12 protein-coding genes are annotated in these 17,984 nt (G+C 34.4%); 5 read left to right on the top strand and 7 right to left on the bottom strand.

Annotated elements, in window-relative coordinates; genetic code table 11:
• From IPK14_07960 to IPK14_07945, 4 genes are all read right to left on the bottom strand, one after another.
• Positions 1–2,403: a WecB/TagA/CpsF family glycosyltransferase gene (locus IPK14_07960; GenBank protein MBK7993351.1), complete on the bottom strand. Its 2,403-nt coding sequence runs from the start codon at positions 2,401–2,403 to the stop codon at positions 1–3.
• A gap of 2 nt (positions 2,404–2,405) precedes the next feature.
• Positions 2,406–3,308, bottom strand: a complete 903-nt coding sequence (locus IPK14_07955) for a class I SAM-dependent methyltransferase (protein ID MBK7993350.1) — start codon at positions 3,306–3,308, stop codon at positions 2,406–2,408.
• A 5-nt stretch (positions 3,309–3,313) separates the two neighbouring features.
• A complete protein-coding gene (gene asnB / locus IPK14_07950; GenBank protein MBK7993349.1) occupies positions 3,314–5,218 on the bottom strand; it encodes an asparagine synthase (glutamine-hydrolyzing) in 1,905 nt (634 codons plus the stop codon).
• Between the two features lie 64 nt (positions 5,219–5,282).
• Positions 5,283–6,461: a glycosyltransferase gene (locus IPK14_07945; GenBank protein MBK7993348.1), complete on the bottom strand. Its 1,179-nt coding sequence runs from the start codon at positions 6,459–6,461 to the stop codon at positions 5,283–5,285.
• 472 nt (positions 6,462–6,933) lie between these two features.
• Here IPK14_07945 and IPK14_07940 point away from each other — a divergent pair, with 472 nt between their 5' ends.
• Positions 6,934–7,365, top strand: coding sequence for a hypothetical protein (locus IPK14_07940; protein ID MBK7993347.1), 432 nt, complete (start codon positions 6,934–6,936; stop codon positions 7,363–7,365).
• A 125-nt stretch (positions 7,366–7,490) separates the two neighbouring features.
• Here IPK14_07940 and IPK14_07935 read toward each other — a convergent pair whose 3' ends face one another.
• Positions 7,491–8,324: a glutaminyl-peptide cyclotransferase gene (locus IPK14_07935; protein MBK7993346.1), complete on the bottom strand. Its 834-nt coding sequence runs from the start codon at positions 8,322–8,324 to the stop codon at positions 7,491–7,493.
• Positions 8,325–8,445: 121 nt separating this feature from the next.
• On the opposite strand from IPK14_07935, the gene IPK14_07930 reads away from it, so the two are divergent.
• Positions 8,446–9,423: a hypothetical protein gene (locus tag IPK14_07930; protein MBK7993345.1), complete on the top strand. Its 978-nt coding sequence runs from the start codon at positions 8,446–8,448 to the stop codon at positions 9,421–9,423.
• 10 nt (positions 9,424–9,433) lie between these two features.
• Positions 9,434–9,862: a class I SAM-dependent methyltransferase gene (locus IPK14_07925; GenBank protein ID MBK7993344.1), complete on the top strand. Its 429-nt coding sequence runs from the start codon at positions 9,434–9,436 to the stop codon at positions 9,860–9,862.
• 332 nt (positions 9,863–10,194) lie between these two features.
• Here IPK14_07925 and IPK14_07920 read toward each other — a convergent pair whose 3' ends face one another.
• Both IPK14_07920 and IPK14_07915 read right to left on the bottom strand, forming a co-directional pair.
• Positions 10,195–14,304 carry a tetratricopeptide repeat protein gene (locus IPK14_07920; GenBank protein ID MBK7993343.1) on the bottom strand — a complete coding sequence of 1,370 codons (4,110 nt, stop codon included), beginning with the start codon at positions 14,302–14,304 and terminating at the stop codon, positions 10,195–10,197.
• A 127-nt stretch (positions 14,305–14,431) separates the two neighbouring features.
• On the bottom strand, positions 14,432–15,820 hold the full coding sequence (locus tag IPK14_07915; GenBank protein ID MBK7993342.1) for a cation:dicarboxylase symporter family transporter: 1,389 nt from the start codon (positions 15,818–15,820) through the stop codon (positions 14,432–14,434).
• Positions 15,821–16,143: 323 nt separating this feature from the next.
• Between IPK14_07915 and IPK14_07910 the strand changes: the two genes are divergently transcribed.
• Positions 16,144–16,692, top strand: coding sequence for an AP2 domain-containing protein (locus tag IPK14_07910; GenBank protein MBK7993341.1), 549 nt, complete (start codon positions 16,144–16,146; stop codon positions 16,690–16,692).
• 179 nt (positions 16,693–16,871) lie between these two features.
• A complete protein-coding gene (locus tag IPK14_07905; protein ID MBK7993340.1) occupies positions 16,872–17,936 on the top strand; it encodes a DUF362 domain-containing protein in 1,065 nt (354 codons plus the stop codon).
• Positions 17,937–17,984: the final 48 nt, after the last annotated feature.

The following is a 17,984-nucleotide window of genomic DNA, read 5'->3' as shown; positions in this document are numbered from 1 at the left end:
TTATTTAGACTTTTTATCTTTAAGGACTAGTAGCATAAACTTTGTATTACCAACTAAATAGCGTTGCCAAAGTCTTGTAGGTTCCTGCATTAACCTATAAAACCATTCCAGTCCGGCTTTTTGCATCCAAAGGGGGGCGCGTTGTGAAAAACCTGCTACATGGTCAAAACTCCCACCTACACCAATAGTAAAACTTACACCTAGTTTAGCTAGGTTTGCAGCTTGCCATTTTTCCTGTCGAGGTGATCCCATTGCTACAAAGAGGACATCTGGAGAAGCCTGTTTTATATCCTCAATTACATCTTCATTACGGCCAAAATAGCCATCGTGATAACCTGCAATTTTTAAGTTAGGTAAGGTTTTTTGATAGTGTTCTACTAGTGTTTTAATAACTTCTGGCTTTGCACCTAAAAAATAAACTGAGTAACCTTTTTCTGCTGACATTGCTACTAGACGCTCAAAAGTATCAATTCCCGTAACACGTTCCTTTAAGGGTTTACCTAAAAATCTTGATGCCCAAACAACAGACATTCCATCAGCAGTAACAATATCTGCATTAAGAATAATTTGCTTTAATTCACTATCTTCTTGAGCTAAAACAAGTTTAGAAGCATTGACTACAACCATAAAACGAGCCTTTTGCTTATTTTTAATATACTCATCTATTAAAGTTAAAGTTTCTGTTTGTGAAAGGTTATCAACCGTAACACCAGCCATCATAATAGGTTCTGGCCGCTTAAATGATATAGTTTCTTTCTGCTCATTTGCTCCTAAAATAGGAGTTTCCATAGTTTTAGATTCTTCATCAAAATTTAATATATTTGGATCATAATTATTAACATCTACTTTAGTATTAGTAGGAATTGTAAGCTGTTCAAAAGGAGCAACATCCAAACGTTTAGCATAATCAGGAACTAATATTGCGTTACGAATTTGGCGAGGTATTGCAATAAATATTGTGTAAAAAGTTACCCCATAACAAATAAATAGTAGACAATGCGCAGGTAAAACATATCTAAATTCTGAGTGCATAGTTGATTGAGCAAGTAAATAATAAAAAGGAACTGTTACAACTAATAACCAACTATGAAAATTTTTTATGCTAATTAATAAGCCTAAAATAACAAAGATCCAAACACTTTCCTTAAAAATACGCTGTAAGGTTCTTACTAGTGGCCTAAAGTAATCTATAAAAGATCCAAATTCACTATAGTAGCTAAATAAGCCAAATATTGAGCCTTTTGTTCTTTGAGCTTCTTTTAAGTCAACTTTTCTTCCCTCAAGTTCTAGGCGAATTAGCGACGCAGAAGCAGAATATTTAGTCATTATTCCGATATGATTTAGCATTACGCCAAGATACCAAATAGGACGTTCAGAAATAATTTTTAGCGAACGATCTATTCGGTCTTTTTCACGTAAAAATCCATCTGGTGAAATTAAATTTGCGGCATAATCTGGGCGGTTATAGGTTTTAGCATCCCAAACTAGAGTTTCATAGTCTGTTGTTGGTAGCCCTAAAGATGGATCTGCTATAGCAAGTCCCGCTTGTAAAATATTTCCTACATTTAGCGAAATAGGGACAAATTTGCCATATAAATAATAATTTCTAATAGTTATTGGAGAAATAGCTAAAAAAGTTCCTAAAATCAAAATAGCTAAGCGTTGTGCAGGATTAACAATAGACCTACGCATTAGCAAAAATGCAATAATCCAAAAACCCCAGACCAACATTGCATTACCACGTAGCCAACAAGAAAGTCCATAAAAAAGACCTGCTAAAAAAAGTTCTTTATAGCCTTTTTCTTTATGCCAACTAACTTTATAAGCTTTAATTAAAAATAGCGTTCCTGCCATTACAAAAACAGACACTAAACTATCTGGTAATAGCAACATTGAGTAATAAGCTAAATGGTGTGATATAGCTACAGCAATTCCAGCAATACTTGCAATAGTTCGGTTAAATAGCTCTAAGGCAATAAAAAAAACTAGCACAGCCGCTAAAGCATCTAGCAACCCTTGAGCAAATAGTACTCCAGCCGGATTTTTACTAGTTAAACTATAAATCAAACTTAAAAATAAAGGATAACCCGGAGGATAAAGTAATAAACTAGTATCTCCTGGCGCAACACTGCTAGGAAATACTGCTTCAATACCTTTATTTAATATTTCGGTAGCAAACCCATCATGAATTGCTGTTAGTCCAGCAAAATCTTGTTGGCCTGTTTTTAGTAGTGGAAGGAAGTCTAAATACTGTAAATAACGGACTAAGCAAGATAAAAGAAAAATTCCAGTGATAATTAGCCATTTACTTTTTTTTGATAGTGGTTCGGCTTCGGCTGGGGGTTCAGGGATATTTTGCCAAAAAGAAATCAGTTTTTTCCAATATTTATTGCCATTTATCAACCCTACTTATTTGCAATAATCCATAAATGCCAACCCCAAAGTCGGGCTAAGGGTGATTCTATAGCTTTGGGTAAAAATTTACCAATAATAGGAATCCAACGCTTATTAAGGAATCTTACGGCTGTTTCCACTTTCCCAAAACGTGAAAATAGCTGTGCTGCCTCCGATCGGTTATAAACCCGAGCCAAAGGATTTCCAGCACCATCAGTATTTTGATTAAGAAACTCTTCTTGGGAAAAAAATTGTTCAGGATTTTTTTTCATATCGTTTTGCAGACGTTTAAGGGCATTAATATCTTCTTTAGTAATTAAATTAACTACTTTTGGCCCCCATTCATATTGAAGTAATTTAGCTCCAAAACGACGAAAAAACATAATATTCCCATAATAATTATAAGAATTACGATGATAGAGCATTACTAAAGCTCTTCCACCTGGTTTAATTACTCGGTGAACTTCATTAATAGCCTTTTGTGTGTCTGGGGTGTGGTGTAACACTCCATGAGAATAAACTAGGTCAAAATGGTTATCAGGAAAAGGGAGGTTTTCAGCATCAGCAACTTGAAAATTACCTGTTAGATTTTGCTGTTGAAAACGTTTTCCTACAAGTTCAATAGAACGTGGGGTTAAATCTACGCCAGTATAAATAGCACCTGCACGGGCAAATTGTACAGCATCGGTGCCTAAACCACAGCCTACTTCTAAAACAGTTTTTCCTTTCCAAGCAGGAAAATTAGCCATTTCTAAAATATGCCATTCAGTTTCATAGCGATGTTTTTCAATGGCATTAAAAAATTCTACTGTACCAATTTCTGCTTGAGCAAACTTAGTCCCACAAGGGTTTTCATTCCAAAATTCTCTAACTTTTTGTTTTAATTCTTCAGGTCTTTCCACACTTTGCAACACAAATACTAATTCCTATTTTCAATAAATCTTTGATACCAAAGTTCAAAAGTTAATAGTTGAAAAATTTTTAAGCTATTATCTTCTCTGCCTTGATTATTGGCTTCAATTACTCGCTGAACTTCTGCTGGGTCAAAATAGCCTCGAGATGCTATTTTTTTAGGGGAAAGTAGTTCTGCTACTAGTTCTGCTAGGTCACGTCTTAACCAGGCGCGAAGCGGTGCGCTAAAACCAGCTTTTTTTCGATGAATAATTGACTTTGGTAACACTCCTTCAAGAGCGCGTTTGAGTATATACTTTCGGGTAAAGCGTCGCAACTTTAGTTCTGCTGGAATACGCATAGTTAAATCCACTAATTCTTGGTCTAAATAAGGTACGCGCACTTCTAAAGATGTTGCCATACTGGTTTTATCTGTATAGGTTAAATTTAAACAAGGTAAAAATAATTTTAAGTCAATATAAAGCATTTGATTAATCCAATGCTCATCTTTAACTCTCTTATAAAAATGTTGATGCTGTTCATAAGCATTAAATTTTGCTGTCTGCTCTTTTAGATCTTTGCTATAAAGCTTTTGTTTTTCTGGATCTGTAAAATATGTTCCATAGCCCAAATAGCGGTCTTGAAAAGGCAAATAAGCTGATTTTGCTAGTTTTTGTAGATTGCGAAATAATGCGTTAAATTTTCCTGGCATTGAAGCGGGCAGAGATGAAACTACAGGCTGAGTAATTGAGCGAGGAACTAAATTATAAATTTCTGCTAATTTTATTGCTAAATGCCTAGGATAGCCGGAAAAAACCTCATCTCCTCCCATTCCACTAAGCAAAACTGTTAAAGTCTCCCGCGCAGCACGACAAATTAAATAGCTAGTAATAATTGCTGGATCTGCAATTGGCTCGTCCATATGCCAAATTAACTTAGGAAGTAGGTCAAAAACTTCTGGTTTTAGAATAGATTCCTGGTAATTAGTATTAAATAATTTTCCTACTTCTCTAGCATATTTAACATCATCAGGAATTACATCATAGCTTAAATCTTCGCTAGTAAAACCTATAGTATAAGTTGTAATTTGTTGCTCTACTTCTTTACCCATTAGAGCAACAAGGCTAGAAGAATCAACCCCACCTGATAGAAAAGCCCCTAGCGGGACATCGCTAACCATTTGGCGTTTAACAGAACGCTTTAAGGTTTCTAAAACTGCTTCTGACCAATATTTTTCGCTTTGGCTATGGTCTTCATTAAATTTAATATCCCAATATTCTTTAATGTCCAAGTGTCCTTGCTGGTAGGTTAAATAATGTCCGGGTGCAAGTTTATAAATACCCTGAAAAAGAGTTTTAGGATCTGGAACCCAAAGAAAAGTTAAATACTGATTAAGTGAGCTTAAGTTTATTTCTCTAGGTATATCTAAAGTTAACAAGGCTTTAATTTCAGAAGCAAAAGCAAAACCTTGTTTAGTTTGAGCATAATAAACAGGTTTAATTCCTAGTGGGTCACGAGCAATAAAAAGTTTTTCTGTTCGACTATCCCAAATGGCAAAAGCAAACATTCCATTAAAGCGTAAAACACACTTTTCACCCCATTCTTGATAAGCAGCAATAATTACTTCTGAATCTGTATTTGAGCGAAAGCGATGTCCACGAGTAATTAAATCTTGGCGAAGTTCTAAATAATTATAAATTTCCCCATTAAAAACTAACCAGATACGCCCATCTAAAGATGACATTGGCTGATGCCCTGCTGGAGATAAATCAATAATTGACAGGCGTTTATGCCCTAAGCCTATGGTTTCACCTGTAGAAGTTTCGCTAATATAAGAGCCAAAATCATCTGGCCCACGATGATCAATTGTTTTTAACATAGCACCAAGCTTTTGACTCTCAGCCTGACCGACTAAACCACAAATTCCACACATAAACAACCTTTTGATTAGTTTTTGGAATGGTTAAACTAGCAAAACCTTTTGTTAGTTCAATAAGCTATTTTTTACTAGCTTGTAGTTTTTCTTCTATTAAAGTGCAAACTTGTTCGGTACGCACATCCCAAGTTGAGTTAACAACCGTTGCTTGACGTTGAGTTTTAGCGGCTAAGTCATTTTCTTTTAACGCCTGCTCTACAAGCTCAATAAAATGGTCATAGCCTCGTGCAATACGCAAAATTCCATCTAGCTCTTCATATTCATAAAGCGGTGTAATTACAACTGGTTTACCTGTAGCTAGGTACTCACGAACTTTTATAGCACTTCCATAATTAACAAATTCATTATTTGTCACCCAAGGCAAAACACAAACACTAAATTGTGCAGCATAAGCAGGTAGGTCATAATAATTTTTTGACCCTAGCATATGCACATTTGGTAAACCTTCTACAGTTAAAGGTGTTGTTTTTAAGCCAATAAACACCCATTGCCAGTCTGGACGACGCTGGCTAACATATCGGATTAGGTCTTGGTCAACTAACCAGCTTTCAATTGCTCCAAAATAGCCAAGTATAGGCTTTTTAATTGGTTGAAACTCGCTAGGGATAGGAAAACTTTTTGCTGTTACAGCAGAAAAATGCTCAAAATCAACAGCTTGTTCAAGTAAATAAGACTTTTCTTTATATTTAGCCTCCCCAAAAAGCTTTTTTCCAGAATAGTAAATAATTGCTGCTTTGTCCTGTAACTCATCGTGAAGTGAGCGAATTAGCCCACCTCGCGCACCATGATCCATATCATTAGCTTCGTATTTATCAGACACTTGATAAATTAATAATTTTTCTCCTAATCGTCCAACAATATCCTTAGCAGTAGGGATAGCAATCCAAAGTATAGGGTTACTAAAGCCTAGAAGAATCATTAAGATACGAAGTTGAATAATAAGCAACCATTTATTTAGAGTTCTTCCCCACTGACTAGAAAAAAACGGGGTGACAATAGGAGTAACAACCCAAATACCTTCTGGAGAACGGCGAACAAATTTTAAGTAGCTTTTAAGTTTACGGCGAACTTTGGCAAAAAAATCTTTGCTACGAACACTTGGCAACCCCATAGAAATAGAATTAATAAACATTACTTTATTATTACGAGCTAAACGCTTCATTATATGGTTTTTAGAGTGTGGATGGTGATACCACCAATCTTCACCAGCAAAACAAATTATTGAGTGACCAGAAAGCATTAATATTCCTTCAATAGATAAATAAGAATAGATAAGAGATAAGATATTGCCAGAAAATACTAAAAATAGTAAGGTCTAAGCGAGAAATTTTTCTAACCTATAGATTTGTGATCAGCATTGTGATCAGTATTATTAATCTAATAATATAATTATAAACACTAGTCCAAGTATAGAAACCAAGTATATTTTTTGAATATTACTAGAATATATTAAGTCTTTAACTATGTGATCATAGCTAAATAACTAGTATAAAATAGGCTAAAAATACAATAAATTTGCTAGTAAAAGTATAGTAAGTTTACGTTTAAAATTGGTTATAGCAAATATAATAAAGAGTTAATAAAGCAAATAATATTTAATTATAAAGATAATTTATTATTTTTATGCAAAAGATAGTAGTAAAGAAATAAAAGTTAATATATTATATGCGTACTTATCTAATATAATTAACCACAAAATAGGAGCATAAAAAATGGGCTTTACAGAAATACAAAAAACTTCAGATACTCGCAGAGCTAATGTAGATGCAATATATAGAGTCAATGAAAAAGGCGTAGGTATATTAAGATTTACCAAAAGCGGTGTAGAAAATCTAAATAGAATGAAAAATCTAGACCTAAATAAACCTTTTAAGCTCTATGTAGATAAAGATAATTTTGGTTTAGCATTTGAACAATCAGAGCAAGGAAAGTTTAAGATTGCTGGTGTAAATATTGGAAAATATAGTTTATCTTATAGTGATGTGAGCAAAACAATTACACAAGATGTTAAATATAATATAGTAAATTCTGATAGATATTCATTAGTATTAGCTCCAGCATCAGACAATCCACAAATAGTAGTGGCTGTTGTAGAAACCGAAGAAGAAAAACCAGCCGCTAAAAAAAGAAAAACTAAAAAATAATAAAGTAAAATATTAAAAATAAATAAAAACTCACAAACAATAAAGTAAAACCTATGTTGTTTGTGAGTCTTTATTTATCTGATAACAATTTAAGTTAAAGTTTTTTTAGAGAGCTTAACTAAACTTTAAGCTTTCTTTTTTAGTTTAATTTCAAATATTTTAGGCCAAAGTTTTCCAGTAACAAAAAGCCGGTCTTTTGCTGAGTCATAAGCAATTCCATTTAATACATCAGGGTTCATAGCTCGATCTGTTGGTGAAAGTAGCCCTGTTAAATCAATACTACCGGTAACATCCCCGCTATTTGGGTCAATTATTACTATTCGGTCAGTTTGCCAAATGTTGGCATAAATCAGCCCTTTAATATACTCAAGCTCATTAATGCTTGTAATAGGCATTTGGCCTTCTTTAACTGTGATAGTTTTAAGCACTTCAAAAGTAAAAGGATCAATAAAACGAATTTTATTTGTACCATCACTAAGTATCAGGCTTTTACCATCGTTAGTTAATCCCCAACCTTCGCCAGAATAGGAAAATTCCTTTTCTTTTTCAAAACTCCCCAAATCATAAACAAAGCCTTTATTATGTGTCCAAGTTAATTGATAAACTTTTCCTTGAAAAATCGTCATTCCTTCGGCAAAGTAGGGATTAGGAACATCAATCTTTTTCTGCACTTTGCCGGTTTCTAGCTCAACTCTACGTAGGGAAGACATTCCTTGTAGTCCTGTACTTTCATATAAAACACCTTCATGAAAGATTAAACCTTGTGTAAAAGCGTCTATGTCATGCGGCCAACTATTAACAATTTCATAAGTATATTTTCCAGTCATACTCTCACCAATTGAAACTACTTGTCCTACTTGAATTTGTTGCTGTTGTGCATTAGTACAAGCAATAAAAAGAAATGTAAGAATTGTAATGATTGATAATAATAAAATTAATCTATAAGCTGATATTGTCATTTTTTAGATTCCATGTTTGCAATAAAATAAAAAACGAATTATAACAATTTCATATGGGTTTTTAGTAAAAGTTTGTCCGAATAATTATTTTAAGTTTCCTCAGCGAAAGGAGTTTAATTTAGTGGAAAAATTAGCTGAATTAACCAATGCAAAAGCCGTTTTAGGCCAAGCTTTTAATTATTATAAAAATAATTTTGCTAGTTTTTTTAGATTTACTTTAATGACTTTTCTTCCACTTCTATTTTTAACAGGTGTACAAATAATAATTTATTTTATTAAGGTTAATGATATTAGTTCTTTTATTTTATTAGATATTTTATCTTTTTTATTTAGCATTTTAACTTTAACTATTTCTCAATTTACTGAACCAACTATATATTTAATACTAACAATTCTTGGACTACAAATATTAACTAATAGAGATACTAATTTTATTAGTATTTCAAAATTATTTCAAAAATATTCATTTAATTTTGCTAAAACATTTGTAATATTTTTTCTTTATTTTATAACTGTTCAACAACTTGTTCATTTACTTTTACTTATACCATTATCATTTAGTATAATACAGCAATCTATTGACTTAGAAACTCTTATTTTTGCAGAAAACTTAAATGATAAAATAAATAGTATTTATTTAGATAAAATAATTCATAATTTATATCCTATTACTTATTATTTTACAGAAATTATTTCTATAATTATTGCTGCATTTTTCATCAAAAAATACTATTTATATATTCCTATAACTATAATAGAAAATGTTACTAATGTTATACCATTAAAAAATTCTAAATTATTAGTTAATGAAGTAAAATCGTTAGTAAATAAACTATTTTTTCTAACAATATTTCTTCCCTATTTTATCAATGCTAGCTTTACAATAGCTTTTACTAAACTACTAGGTTTAGACACAACTCTTAGTATAATGTTAGCTAATCTTGGAGCAGCAAAACAAATTTCTTTATTTATTTCTGCCTTGATTAATAGCTTTATTTATCCAATACTTGCACTAAGTATGATATTAGTTTACTTAAAAGCTAGAGAGGCTTTAGGCGAGAGTCCAACACAAGTTTTAGAAACATATCAAAAAAATTAGGCTAAAAATTATGGAACAACAAGAATATAGTACAATGTTTGAGCTAGAAAATGATTATTGGTGGTTTGTTGCTCGTCGTTCACTAGTAGAAGAAATTGTCAAAATCGAGACATCTCATCACAAAGAGCCAAATATTTTTGATGTAGGTTGTGGCACAGGTGCAAATCTAGCTGCTTTTAGCCGATATGGAAAAAGTTTTGGTATTGATATGGCTACCGATGCAATAAAGTTTTGTCGTAGTCGAGGCTTAAATAATTTAGTCCAATCAAAGGTTGAATCTCTTGCTTACCCTTCAGATGTTTTTGATGTTGTAACTGCCCTAGATGTACTAGAGCATATTGATGATGATTTAGCTGCAATGCAGGAACTTTATAGGGTATGTAAACCAGGTGGAATGCTGCTAGTAACAGTGCCAGGCTTATGGTTTTCTTTGGAGTGAACACGACGAAGCCTTACATCATCGCCGCCGCTATGCTGCCTATGAACTACGCAATAAATTAACCCTAACAGGCTTTAATATAGAGCGTTGTAGCTATTTTATTACTATATTTTTCTTTCCTATTTTGTTTATTCGTATTCTGCAAGGAATATTTAAGAAGTCTACACATCCAAAAACTTCTCATATTGAGCTTCCTAATGTAGTTAACCAGCTTTTAATAGGAATTTTAGCTTTTGAGCAATTATTGTTTAAGTTTATTAACTTACCCTTTGGAGTTTCTATTGTTTGCACTGCTCGTAAGTTGCCAAACTCTTTACCATCAAAAAGTTAGCTTATTGGCCTTCCATAAGCTGCGTTAGCATATCATAAACTATATGTTTATCAGCTAAAAAGGTTTGTCGGTCAATACCTTCTGATAGCTCATCACACATTGCTTCAATTGTACCAACACTTGAGCGAAGTTCTTCGCAAGCTGTTTCTAGGTCTTCTTTTGCCATAAGAAGGCGAGCATTAAGAAAATGTGATCGCCAAGAAAGCGTAGGGTTACTTAATTTTTCCGCTAATTCACTTGCTTGTTTTGCTAAAAATTCTGTTTCTTCAAAGTTTTTCTGTTCTAAATGAATTTCAGCTAAAGCTAAAATTATGGCGGTTTCCGCACTTTTATTGGAAACATCGCGTTGTTGTTGTAAGGCTTGGTTAAGCGTCTCAAAAGCCTGTTGTAAGCTGTCGGTGGCTTGGTAAATTAAGCCTAAGCTAAATTTAGCTAAAGCTTCGCATTGACGTTCGCCAACTTCGCGGCTAATTTCTAAGGATCGTTGAATACAATCTATAGCTTGACGATAATGACCTTGCATTCTGTGAACTTCGCCAATATTAAATAGTTCTATAGCTTGTCCTCGTCGGCGGTTTAGCTGACTAGCCATTTTTAAGGCTGATTCATAATATTCATTAGCTTTCTTTAAGTCGCCTTGATGAAAATAAATCTGTCCCATTATGGAATTAGCTATCATTTCATTTAATCGATCACTAGACGACTGAGACAGTTTTAATGCTTCACTAGCTAAACTTAAAGCCTCTCGATAGCGGCCACAACGAATTAAAGTAAAAGCTAACTCTCGTCGTGCAGTAGCGTTTGTAACTAAATTAGGAGTGCTTTTAGCTATTTCTATTGCTTGCTTAAAAGCTTCTATTGCTGTCTCATATTGACCCAACCTGTCATAGGCAGTTCCTATAAAACAAGTGCTAGCGGCTTTAACTGCTGTATCAGATAGTTTATCTGCTATTTCAATAGCTTTTTGGCAATAATCTATTGCTTCATTATATTGACTAGCGGCTTCCTGACGTTCTGCTAACACATTGTAAGCTTTGGCTCTTAGTAACTCGTCTTTTAGTTGTTTTCCTAGTTCTAAAGTATTTTCTAGCTCTTTTTGAGCTTGTTCTAACTTTCCAACATTAATTAAAAGTTGCCCATAGTTAAGCGTTAGATCTGCAACTTGCCTAAGTTGTTCTTCTGTAGGTTCTTCTTCTGGTTCATCACTACCAGGTAGAAAGCCTAATTTATCAGAAGCCTCACTAGCCCAGGCTAAAAACTTTTGCGCTTCATCAACGGAATGCGCCCGCCAAGCTCTTAAACCTGCTTCAGTATTAAAGTTAAAGCTCTTTAAATATTCTCCTGCTGCATGAAAGTGATAGCCAAGCTCACCAGCAACTTTATTAGGATTACTGCGGTTGATTTTTTCTAAAGCTTGCCCTACTTGTGAATGCAAAGTTCGCCTCAATCGCCGATTAAGCCGTGAGTACAATACTTTTTGTACAAGGCTATGATAAAAACCATAAATTTCATCGCTACCGCTATTGTCTCTTTCCTTGATTAATTGCGCTTTTAAGCCGTTGTCAATATAGTCTAATAACTCGTCTTCATCTAATTTAGTAACTTTTTGTAACAAACTAAACTTAAATTCTTCACCAATAACAGCAGCTTTTGAGAAAATATCTAAAATTTCATCATCTAAACGACCTAGCAAAGCCTCTACAACATCAATAACCGAACGTGGGAGAGTAAGGTTTTCTAGTTCTTCGCACCGCCAAACGCCTTCACGGAAGGTAATAATGTTTTCATCTATTAAATAGCGGACGATCTCTACTAAAAAGTAAGGGTTGCCTTTTGTTTCTCGATAAAGCAAGCGAACTGCACTAGGAGGAAAAACAATTCGAGAAAAAATACTTTCTACCATTTGTGCTGTTTCTGCTTCAGAAAGCGGTTGCAATTGTAAAATTTCTGCACCTGAACGGCCAATATTTCTTAACCATAAGCGCAACGGGTGTTTATCCGCTAGCCCTTCTGTACGCGCACATCCAACCAACATTACCCGATTATGATTAGTGTTATGGCTAAGGTAGGCTAAAAACTCTAGGCTAAGAGCATCTGCCCATTGCATATCTTCAAGAAAACAAACTAGAGGGTGTTCTTTTGCTAGCCCAACAAAAATTTTAGTCAAGTAGTCAAAAATTACATATTTTTCCTGCTCGCTACCTGTTTGGACAGTTGAATTAAAAAATCTAAAACTCTCTCCCTCTTGAAAATCTTTTACAATTTTATCCGCTAAATTACCAAACAATGCTCGAACATGATCAAAACTTTCTTCAATCATTAAGGATAAATGAGCAAGTAAGCTATCATAAATAGTTTTATAGGGGATAGCCTGGCTAGACTCATAAAACCGACCTTGTAAAAATAAGACATCTTTACCCGTTAAACGTCGGCGAAATTCTTCAGCTAAACGCTTTTTTCCTACTCCAGTATCGCCAGTAATACAAAATGTCCGACCTTGATTAGTTAAAGTACGGTCAAATTCTCTAGTTAATTTTTCTAGCTCTACTTTACGACCAACAAACACATCAAAAGAATAGCTAGCAGTAAGTGAAGTCAAGGTTTGAACTTGCTTTAGCCAGTATATTTGATTGATTCCCGTAGATTTAGCCTGGCGCATCCCTAAATGAGCTTGCTCAACTAAGTCGGGTGCGTTTTCTCCATCCCCAGGAAATTGAGCAACTCCAGCCGAGCAATTAACTTGTATTTGTGCGTTTTGTCCCTCAATTGCAAAATAAAGCCCTGCTTTAACTTTTTCTAAGATTTCTTGGCCCCGTTGCAACGCACTTTTACCATCTGTTTTAGAAAAAATTGCAATAAATTCATCCCCTCGATACCGCCCAACAATTGCACCATCTCCAAAGGCTTGTTCTAACCAACTACCAAATTCTTTAAGTATTAAATCCCCAACAACAAAACCATAACGTTGATTAATATTCTTAAAGGCATCTATACCAAAAAGTAAAATAGCTGTTCGATCTCCACTTAATTTTGATTCTGAAATTTCATTTTCTAGCTTTAAGTTCATAAACACATTGTTATAAAGTCCTGTCAATGTGTCATAAACCATTAAATTAGCGCGTTTAGCTTTACTTAAAGTGTTACGTCCGCTGCTTTGTTGAAAATGAACTCCTGTTGTTGGTGTAGTGCGATGACGTAAATGCTCTGCTGTTACTCCAGTATTATCTCCTCTAATACTAGTAACAATTTGTTGGTAAAGTTCCCGTGCCGAGCTTTGACGCTTTTTAGGATCTTTAGATAAGGCTTGAAGGACTGCTTCATCAACTCCAGCAGGAATGTTTGGGGTTATTTCTCGAATAGGTTTTGCAGAATTTTCCAAATGTGCTAAAAGCAAGTCTATAACATTATCTGAGTTAAAAGGCAGACACCCAGTTAACATTTCATAGATAATTACCCCTAAAGAATAGATATCAGACTTTAATGTTATTTCTTGCTCCCTAATTTGCTCAGGTGACATATAATGAGGTGTTCCAACTAAGTAACCTGTTTTAGTCAATCTTTCTTTATAAGCAGTATCATTAACATTAGTAAGTTTAGCTACACCAAAATCTACTACTTTAACAATCTCTGAGCCATCTTTAAGACGATGTAGCAATATGTTAGAAGGCTTTAAGTCTCTATGAATAAGCCCTTCAGCATGTGCAGCATTTACAGCTTCACACATAGGTTGCATTAATTCTAAAGCTCGGTCTACATCCAAAAATGTTTTTTCTTCAAGCTCTCTTTCCAGCGATGAGCCTTCTAAAAGTTCCATCACCAAATACATTAGACCATCGGAGGTAGTACCAAAATCAAATATAGAAACAATGTTAGGGTGCTTAATTTTTGCGGCTGAACGTGCTTCTAGCTCAAATCGTTGCAAATCTACATCGCTTAGAGGAACACCTGTATTAAGCACTTTGACGGCAACACTATCACCAATGTGAAGTCGTGTAGCTAAATAAACTACCGCCATTCCTCCAATACCAACTTGGTATTCTAACCTGTACTTTCCGTCTAAGGTACGACCGATGAGGGGATCGTCCTCCGTGTAGATAGGGTCATCAGACATAAAAAAGCCTTTTATATTGTTAAGAAATAGAATTATCTAAGGATGTGGCTAAGTTTAACATAAGCCCAAGAGCAACAAAAAGTAACAAAAGTAGCCTTAAATTAGAGTAATTAAGCTTATTAGAATCTTAATTTTGGGTTATAGGTTGGCTTTCTACAGCAATATCTTCTGTTGGAGGTTTAAACTCACCTTCCCAACGAGCAACTACAACTGTAGCCAAACAATTACCTATTACATTTACAGCCGTTCGTGCCATATCCATAAGCTCATCAATACCTAAAATTATATAAATTGGTTCTACAGGAAGACCAAAGTTAACAACTGTAGCTAGTAAAATTACTAGTGATGCCCGAGGCACTCCTGCTACACCTTTGCTAGTTAACATTAGTGTTAACATCATTAAAATTTGTTCGCTCCAAGAAAGTTGGACATTAGCAGCCTGGGCAACAAAAACAGAAGCTAGTGCAAGATAAAGTGTTGTTCCATCTAAGTTAAAACTGTAGCCAGTAGGCATTACAAAAGCAACTATTGGTTTTGGTACACCAAATTTTTCCATTACCTCCATTGCTCTTGGCAGTGCGGCTTCTGAACTTGTGGTAGCAAAGGCAATAGAAACAGGTTCAGCAATTGCCTGAGCAAATTTCTTAATTGGCAATCGAACCATTAAAGCAACTGGGAGTAACACAAGAACTATAAAAGCTAGTAATGCAACGTAAAGAGTACCAAGTAACATAAAAAGGTTTTTCAGTACTCCTAAACCTTTTTCTCCTACTGTATAAGCAATTGCGGCTCCTACGCCAATAGGGGCAAATAGCATAACAATATTAGTAAACTTAAACATTACCTCCGACAAGCTTTCGGCAAACTCTAGCATTGGACGGCGTTTTTCTTCCTTTAGCATAATCATTGCTAGAGCAAATAAGACGCTAAAAACTACTATTTGCAAGACTTGGCCTTCGGATACAGATTTAGCAATATTTTCTGGAAATACATGCAAAATAACATCTGTTGGAGTTTGTTTTGCTACTTTTGTTATTTCTTCTTTGCCTGCACTATCAACATGTACACCAACCCCTGCTTGGCTAATGTTGATGGCAGCTAGTCCAATAAATAAAGCTACTGTAGTAACAATTTCAAAATAAATTAGGGCTTTTATGCCCATACGCCCAACTTTTTTAATATCTGAATGTGCAGCAATTCCTACTACTAAAGTGCTAAAGAGCAAAGGTGCAATAATTGTTTTAATTAGTTTTAAGAATATTTTACTTAGTACTTGTAAGTTTTTTGCAACTGCGGGAAAATCGTTTCCTATTTCTGCACCAATAATCATGCTAATCATTATCCATGTTGTTAGCGAGCGTCGTTTTATCCCATAAAAAACGAGGCAAATAATAGCTACCCAGCGAAGACTAATCAATAAAATGTCTGGTAAATCTGTAATAAAGTGATCAACACAAGCAAACGTAGCAGCTAAACCAATTGCAGCTAATGCAACAAGAAAAGATTTTGATTTCATGAGTCTAAAAAACCTTTCCGATACAATTATTTATTTAGATATTTTGTGGTGCTTAGGAAATTAGATAGAAAAAATTTAAGCCTGAAGTTTACACTAATAGCACCAAACTATACACCAACTTATGAGCTATTTAACCTAATTTACTTAGAAAATAAGTATTTACAACTAGTTGATAAGGCTAGGTTATTACTTTTAGGTTAAAATTTTTCTTAACAAATATATATTGAATTGTTAGGATATTAGCCATAAACCCTCCAAATCAAAGTTTTAATCAAATCTTAATAGAAAGACTAAAAATTTTATTTATTAAGGAAAATTTTCTCATGAATTATAGTAAAACTAATAAAAAGACTAACAATAAAGCTACTAAGGTAAGCATTGAAGATACTTCTTATAACAAAGGCATTAGCCGAATAGATAGTTTTAAGTCTCGCACCTTTGGATGGTATGTTAGAGTTTTTTTTAATGGAGAAAAACGAGTTAAATTTTTTAGTGATGGCCGTTATGGTGGCCCAGAAAAAGCACTCCAAAAAGCATTACAATTTCGTAACCAAGCAGAAAAACAGTTAGGTAAGCCACGAACAGATCGAGTAGTTGTCACTAAAACTAACAATAACACTACAGGAATTATTGGTCTTCACCGTAAAAAAGAAAAGTTTATTACTAAAAGTGGAGAAGTTCGCTACCGTAATATGTATGAAATTACTTGGTGTCCAGAACCTAATAAAATGGCAAGAACTCGTGTATCAATTGATAAATATGGAGAAGAAGCAGCACTCTTAAAAGCTTATCGGATTAGGCGAGCCAAAGAACGCTTAGTTTATGGCAAAGCCCTACAACCAGCTATCATTAGCAAAGAAACTCCTCAATAAAACCTACTTAAATCAAGCTATTTGGGGGAAACTTATCCAACAATGTCTTATCAACTGTAGAAAAAGTTTTCCCTTGTAGGAAAAAAAGTCTAAAATTCCTTTTATTCAAAACTTTTATCAAAAAACAATAATGTTAGCTAGCAACTTTTAGGGTAATCCTAAAAAGGGAGCATTTTCTTATGAGTCAAAAAAATGGTGAAAAGACAAATCAGCCTAATCAAGCTAATGAATCCAAACAAAATCAACCAAACTTAATTTCACGCCGTCAAATGTTGCGCACTCTGGCAACTACTAGCTTGGTTGCTGGTGGTTCTGCTTTGGGAATGAGATATCTTTGGGATCAAAAAGGTGATGCAGGTTTACAAGGGCCTCCTAAACTACTACTCCCAAACTTTTTGGTTGAGCCTCCTAGCTCTAGCACTCCAAAAATGGCTATTGCGCACGGAGCAGATGTAATGCAAATGATTCGTGCCGCAGTTGGTGAACTTGGCGGTTTTGAACATTTTATTAAAAAGGGTGATATTGTTGTAATTAAACCTAATGTTGCTTTTGATCGTGCGCCGATTCTTGGTGCTACTACTAATCCTATGGTGCTTTATGCAGTAGTAAAATATTGCTATGAAGCTGGAGCAAAAGAAGTTCGTGTAGCAGATAACCCAATTAATTCACCTGAAGGAGCTTTTTATAAAACAGGTATCCGAGATGCAACATTAAAGGCGGGTGCTAAACTCTTTTTACCAGAAACAAACTCTTTTGAAGATTTAACTATCACAGATGATCCTCAAAAACCTAGCTATGCAATAAAAAAACCTTGGCCGTTTTTCTATAAACCTTTCCATAAAGCTACTAAAGTAATAGGTGTTGCACCATTAAAAGACCATAATTTATGCCATGCTTCAATGACAATTAAAAATTGGTATGGTTTGTTGGGTGGTCGTCGTAATCGATTCCATCAAGATATTCATAACATCGTCTATGATTTAGCATTAATGATGAAGCCTACTTTAGTAATTTTAGATGCTACTAGAATTCTAATGAGCAATGGCCCGACGGGTGGACGTATGAGCGATGTTGTTGATGGAAATACTGTAATTGCTGGCACCGATCCTGTATCAGTAGACGCTTATGGCTACACTTTATTAGGTCGTGATCCTGAAAAACTTACTTACTTGCTCCATGCACACGACAGAGGCGCAGGTAATCGTCATTGGAAACAACAAAAATTCAGCGAAATCACTATCTAATAATTAATTTACTAACACTAAACTGTTTATTTAGCCATAGTTACAGGA

It is taken from the genome of Blastocatellia bacterium (genome assembly GCA_016713405.1).
Lineage (GTDB): Bacteria > Acidobacteriota > Blastocatellia > Chloracidobacteriales > JADJPF01 > JADJPF01.
Note: the sequence above shows the minus strand (reverse complement) of the source record. Positions and strands in the feature narration are given on the sequence as shown.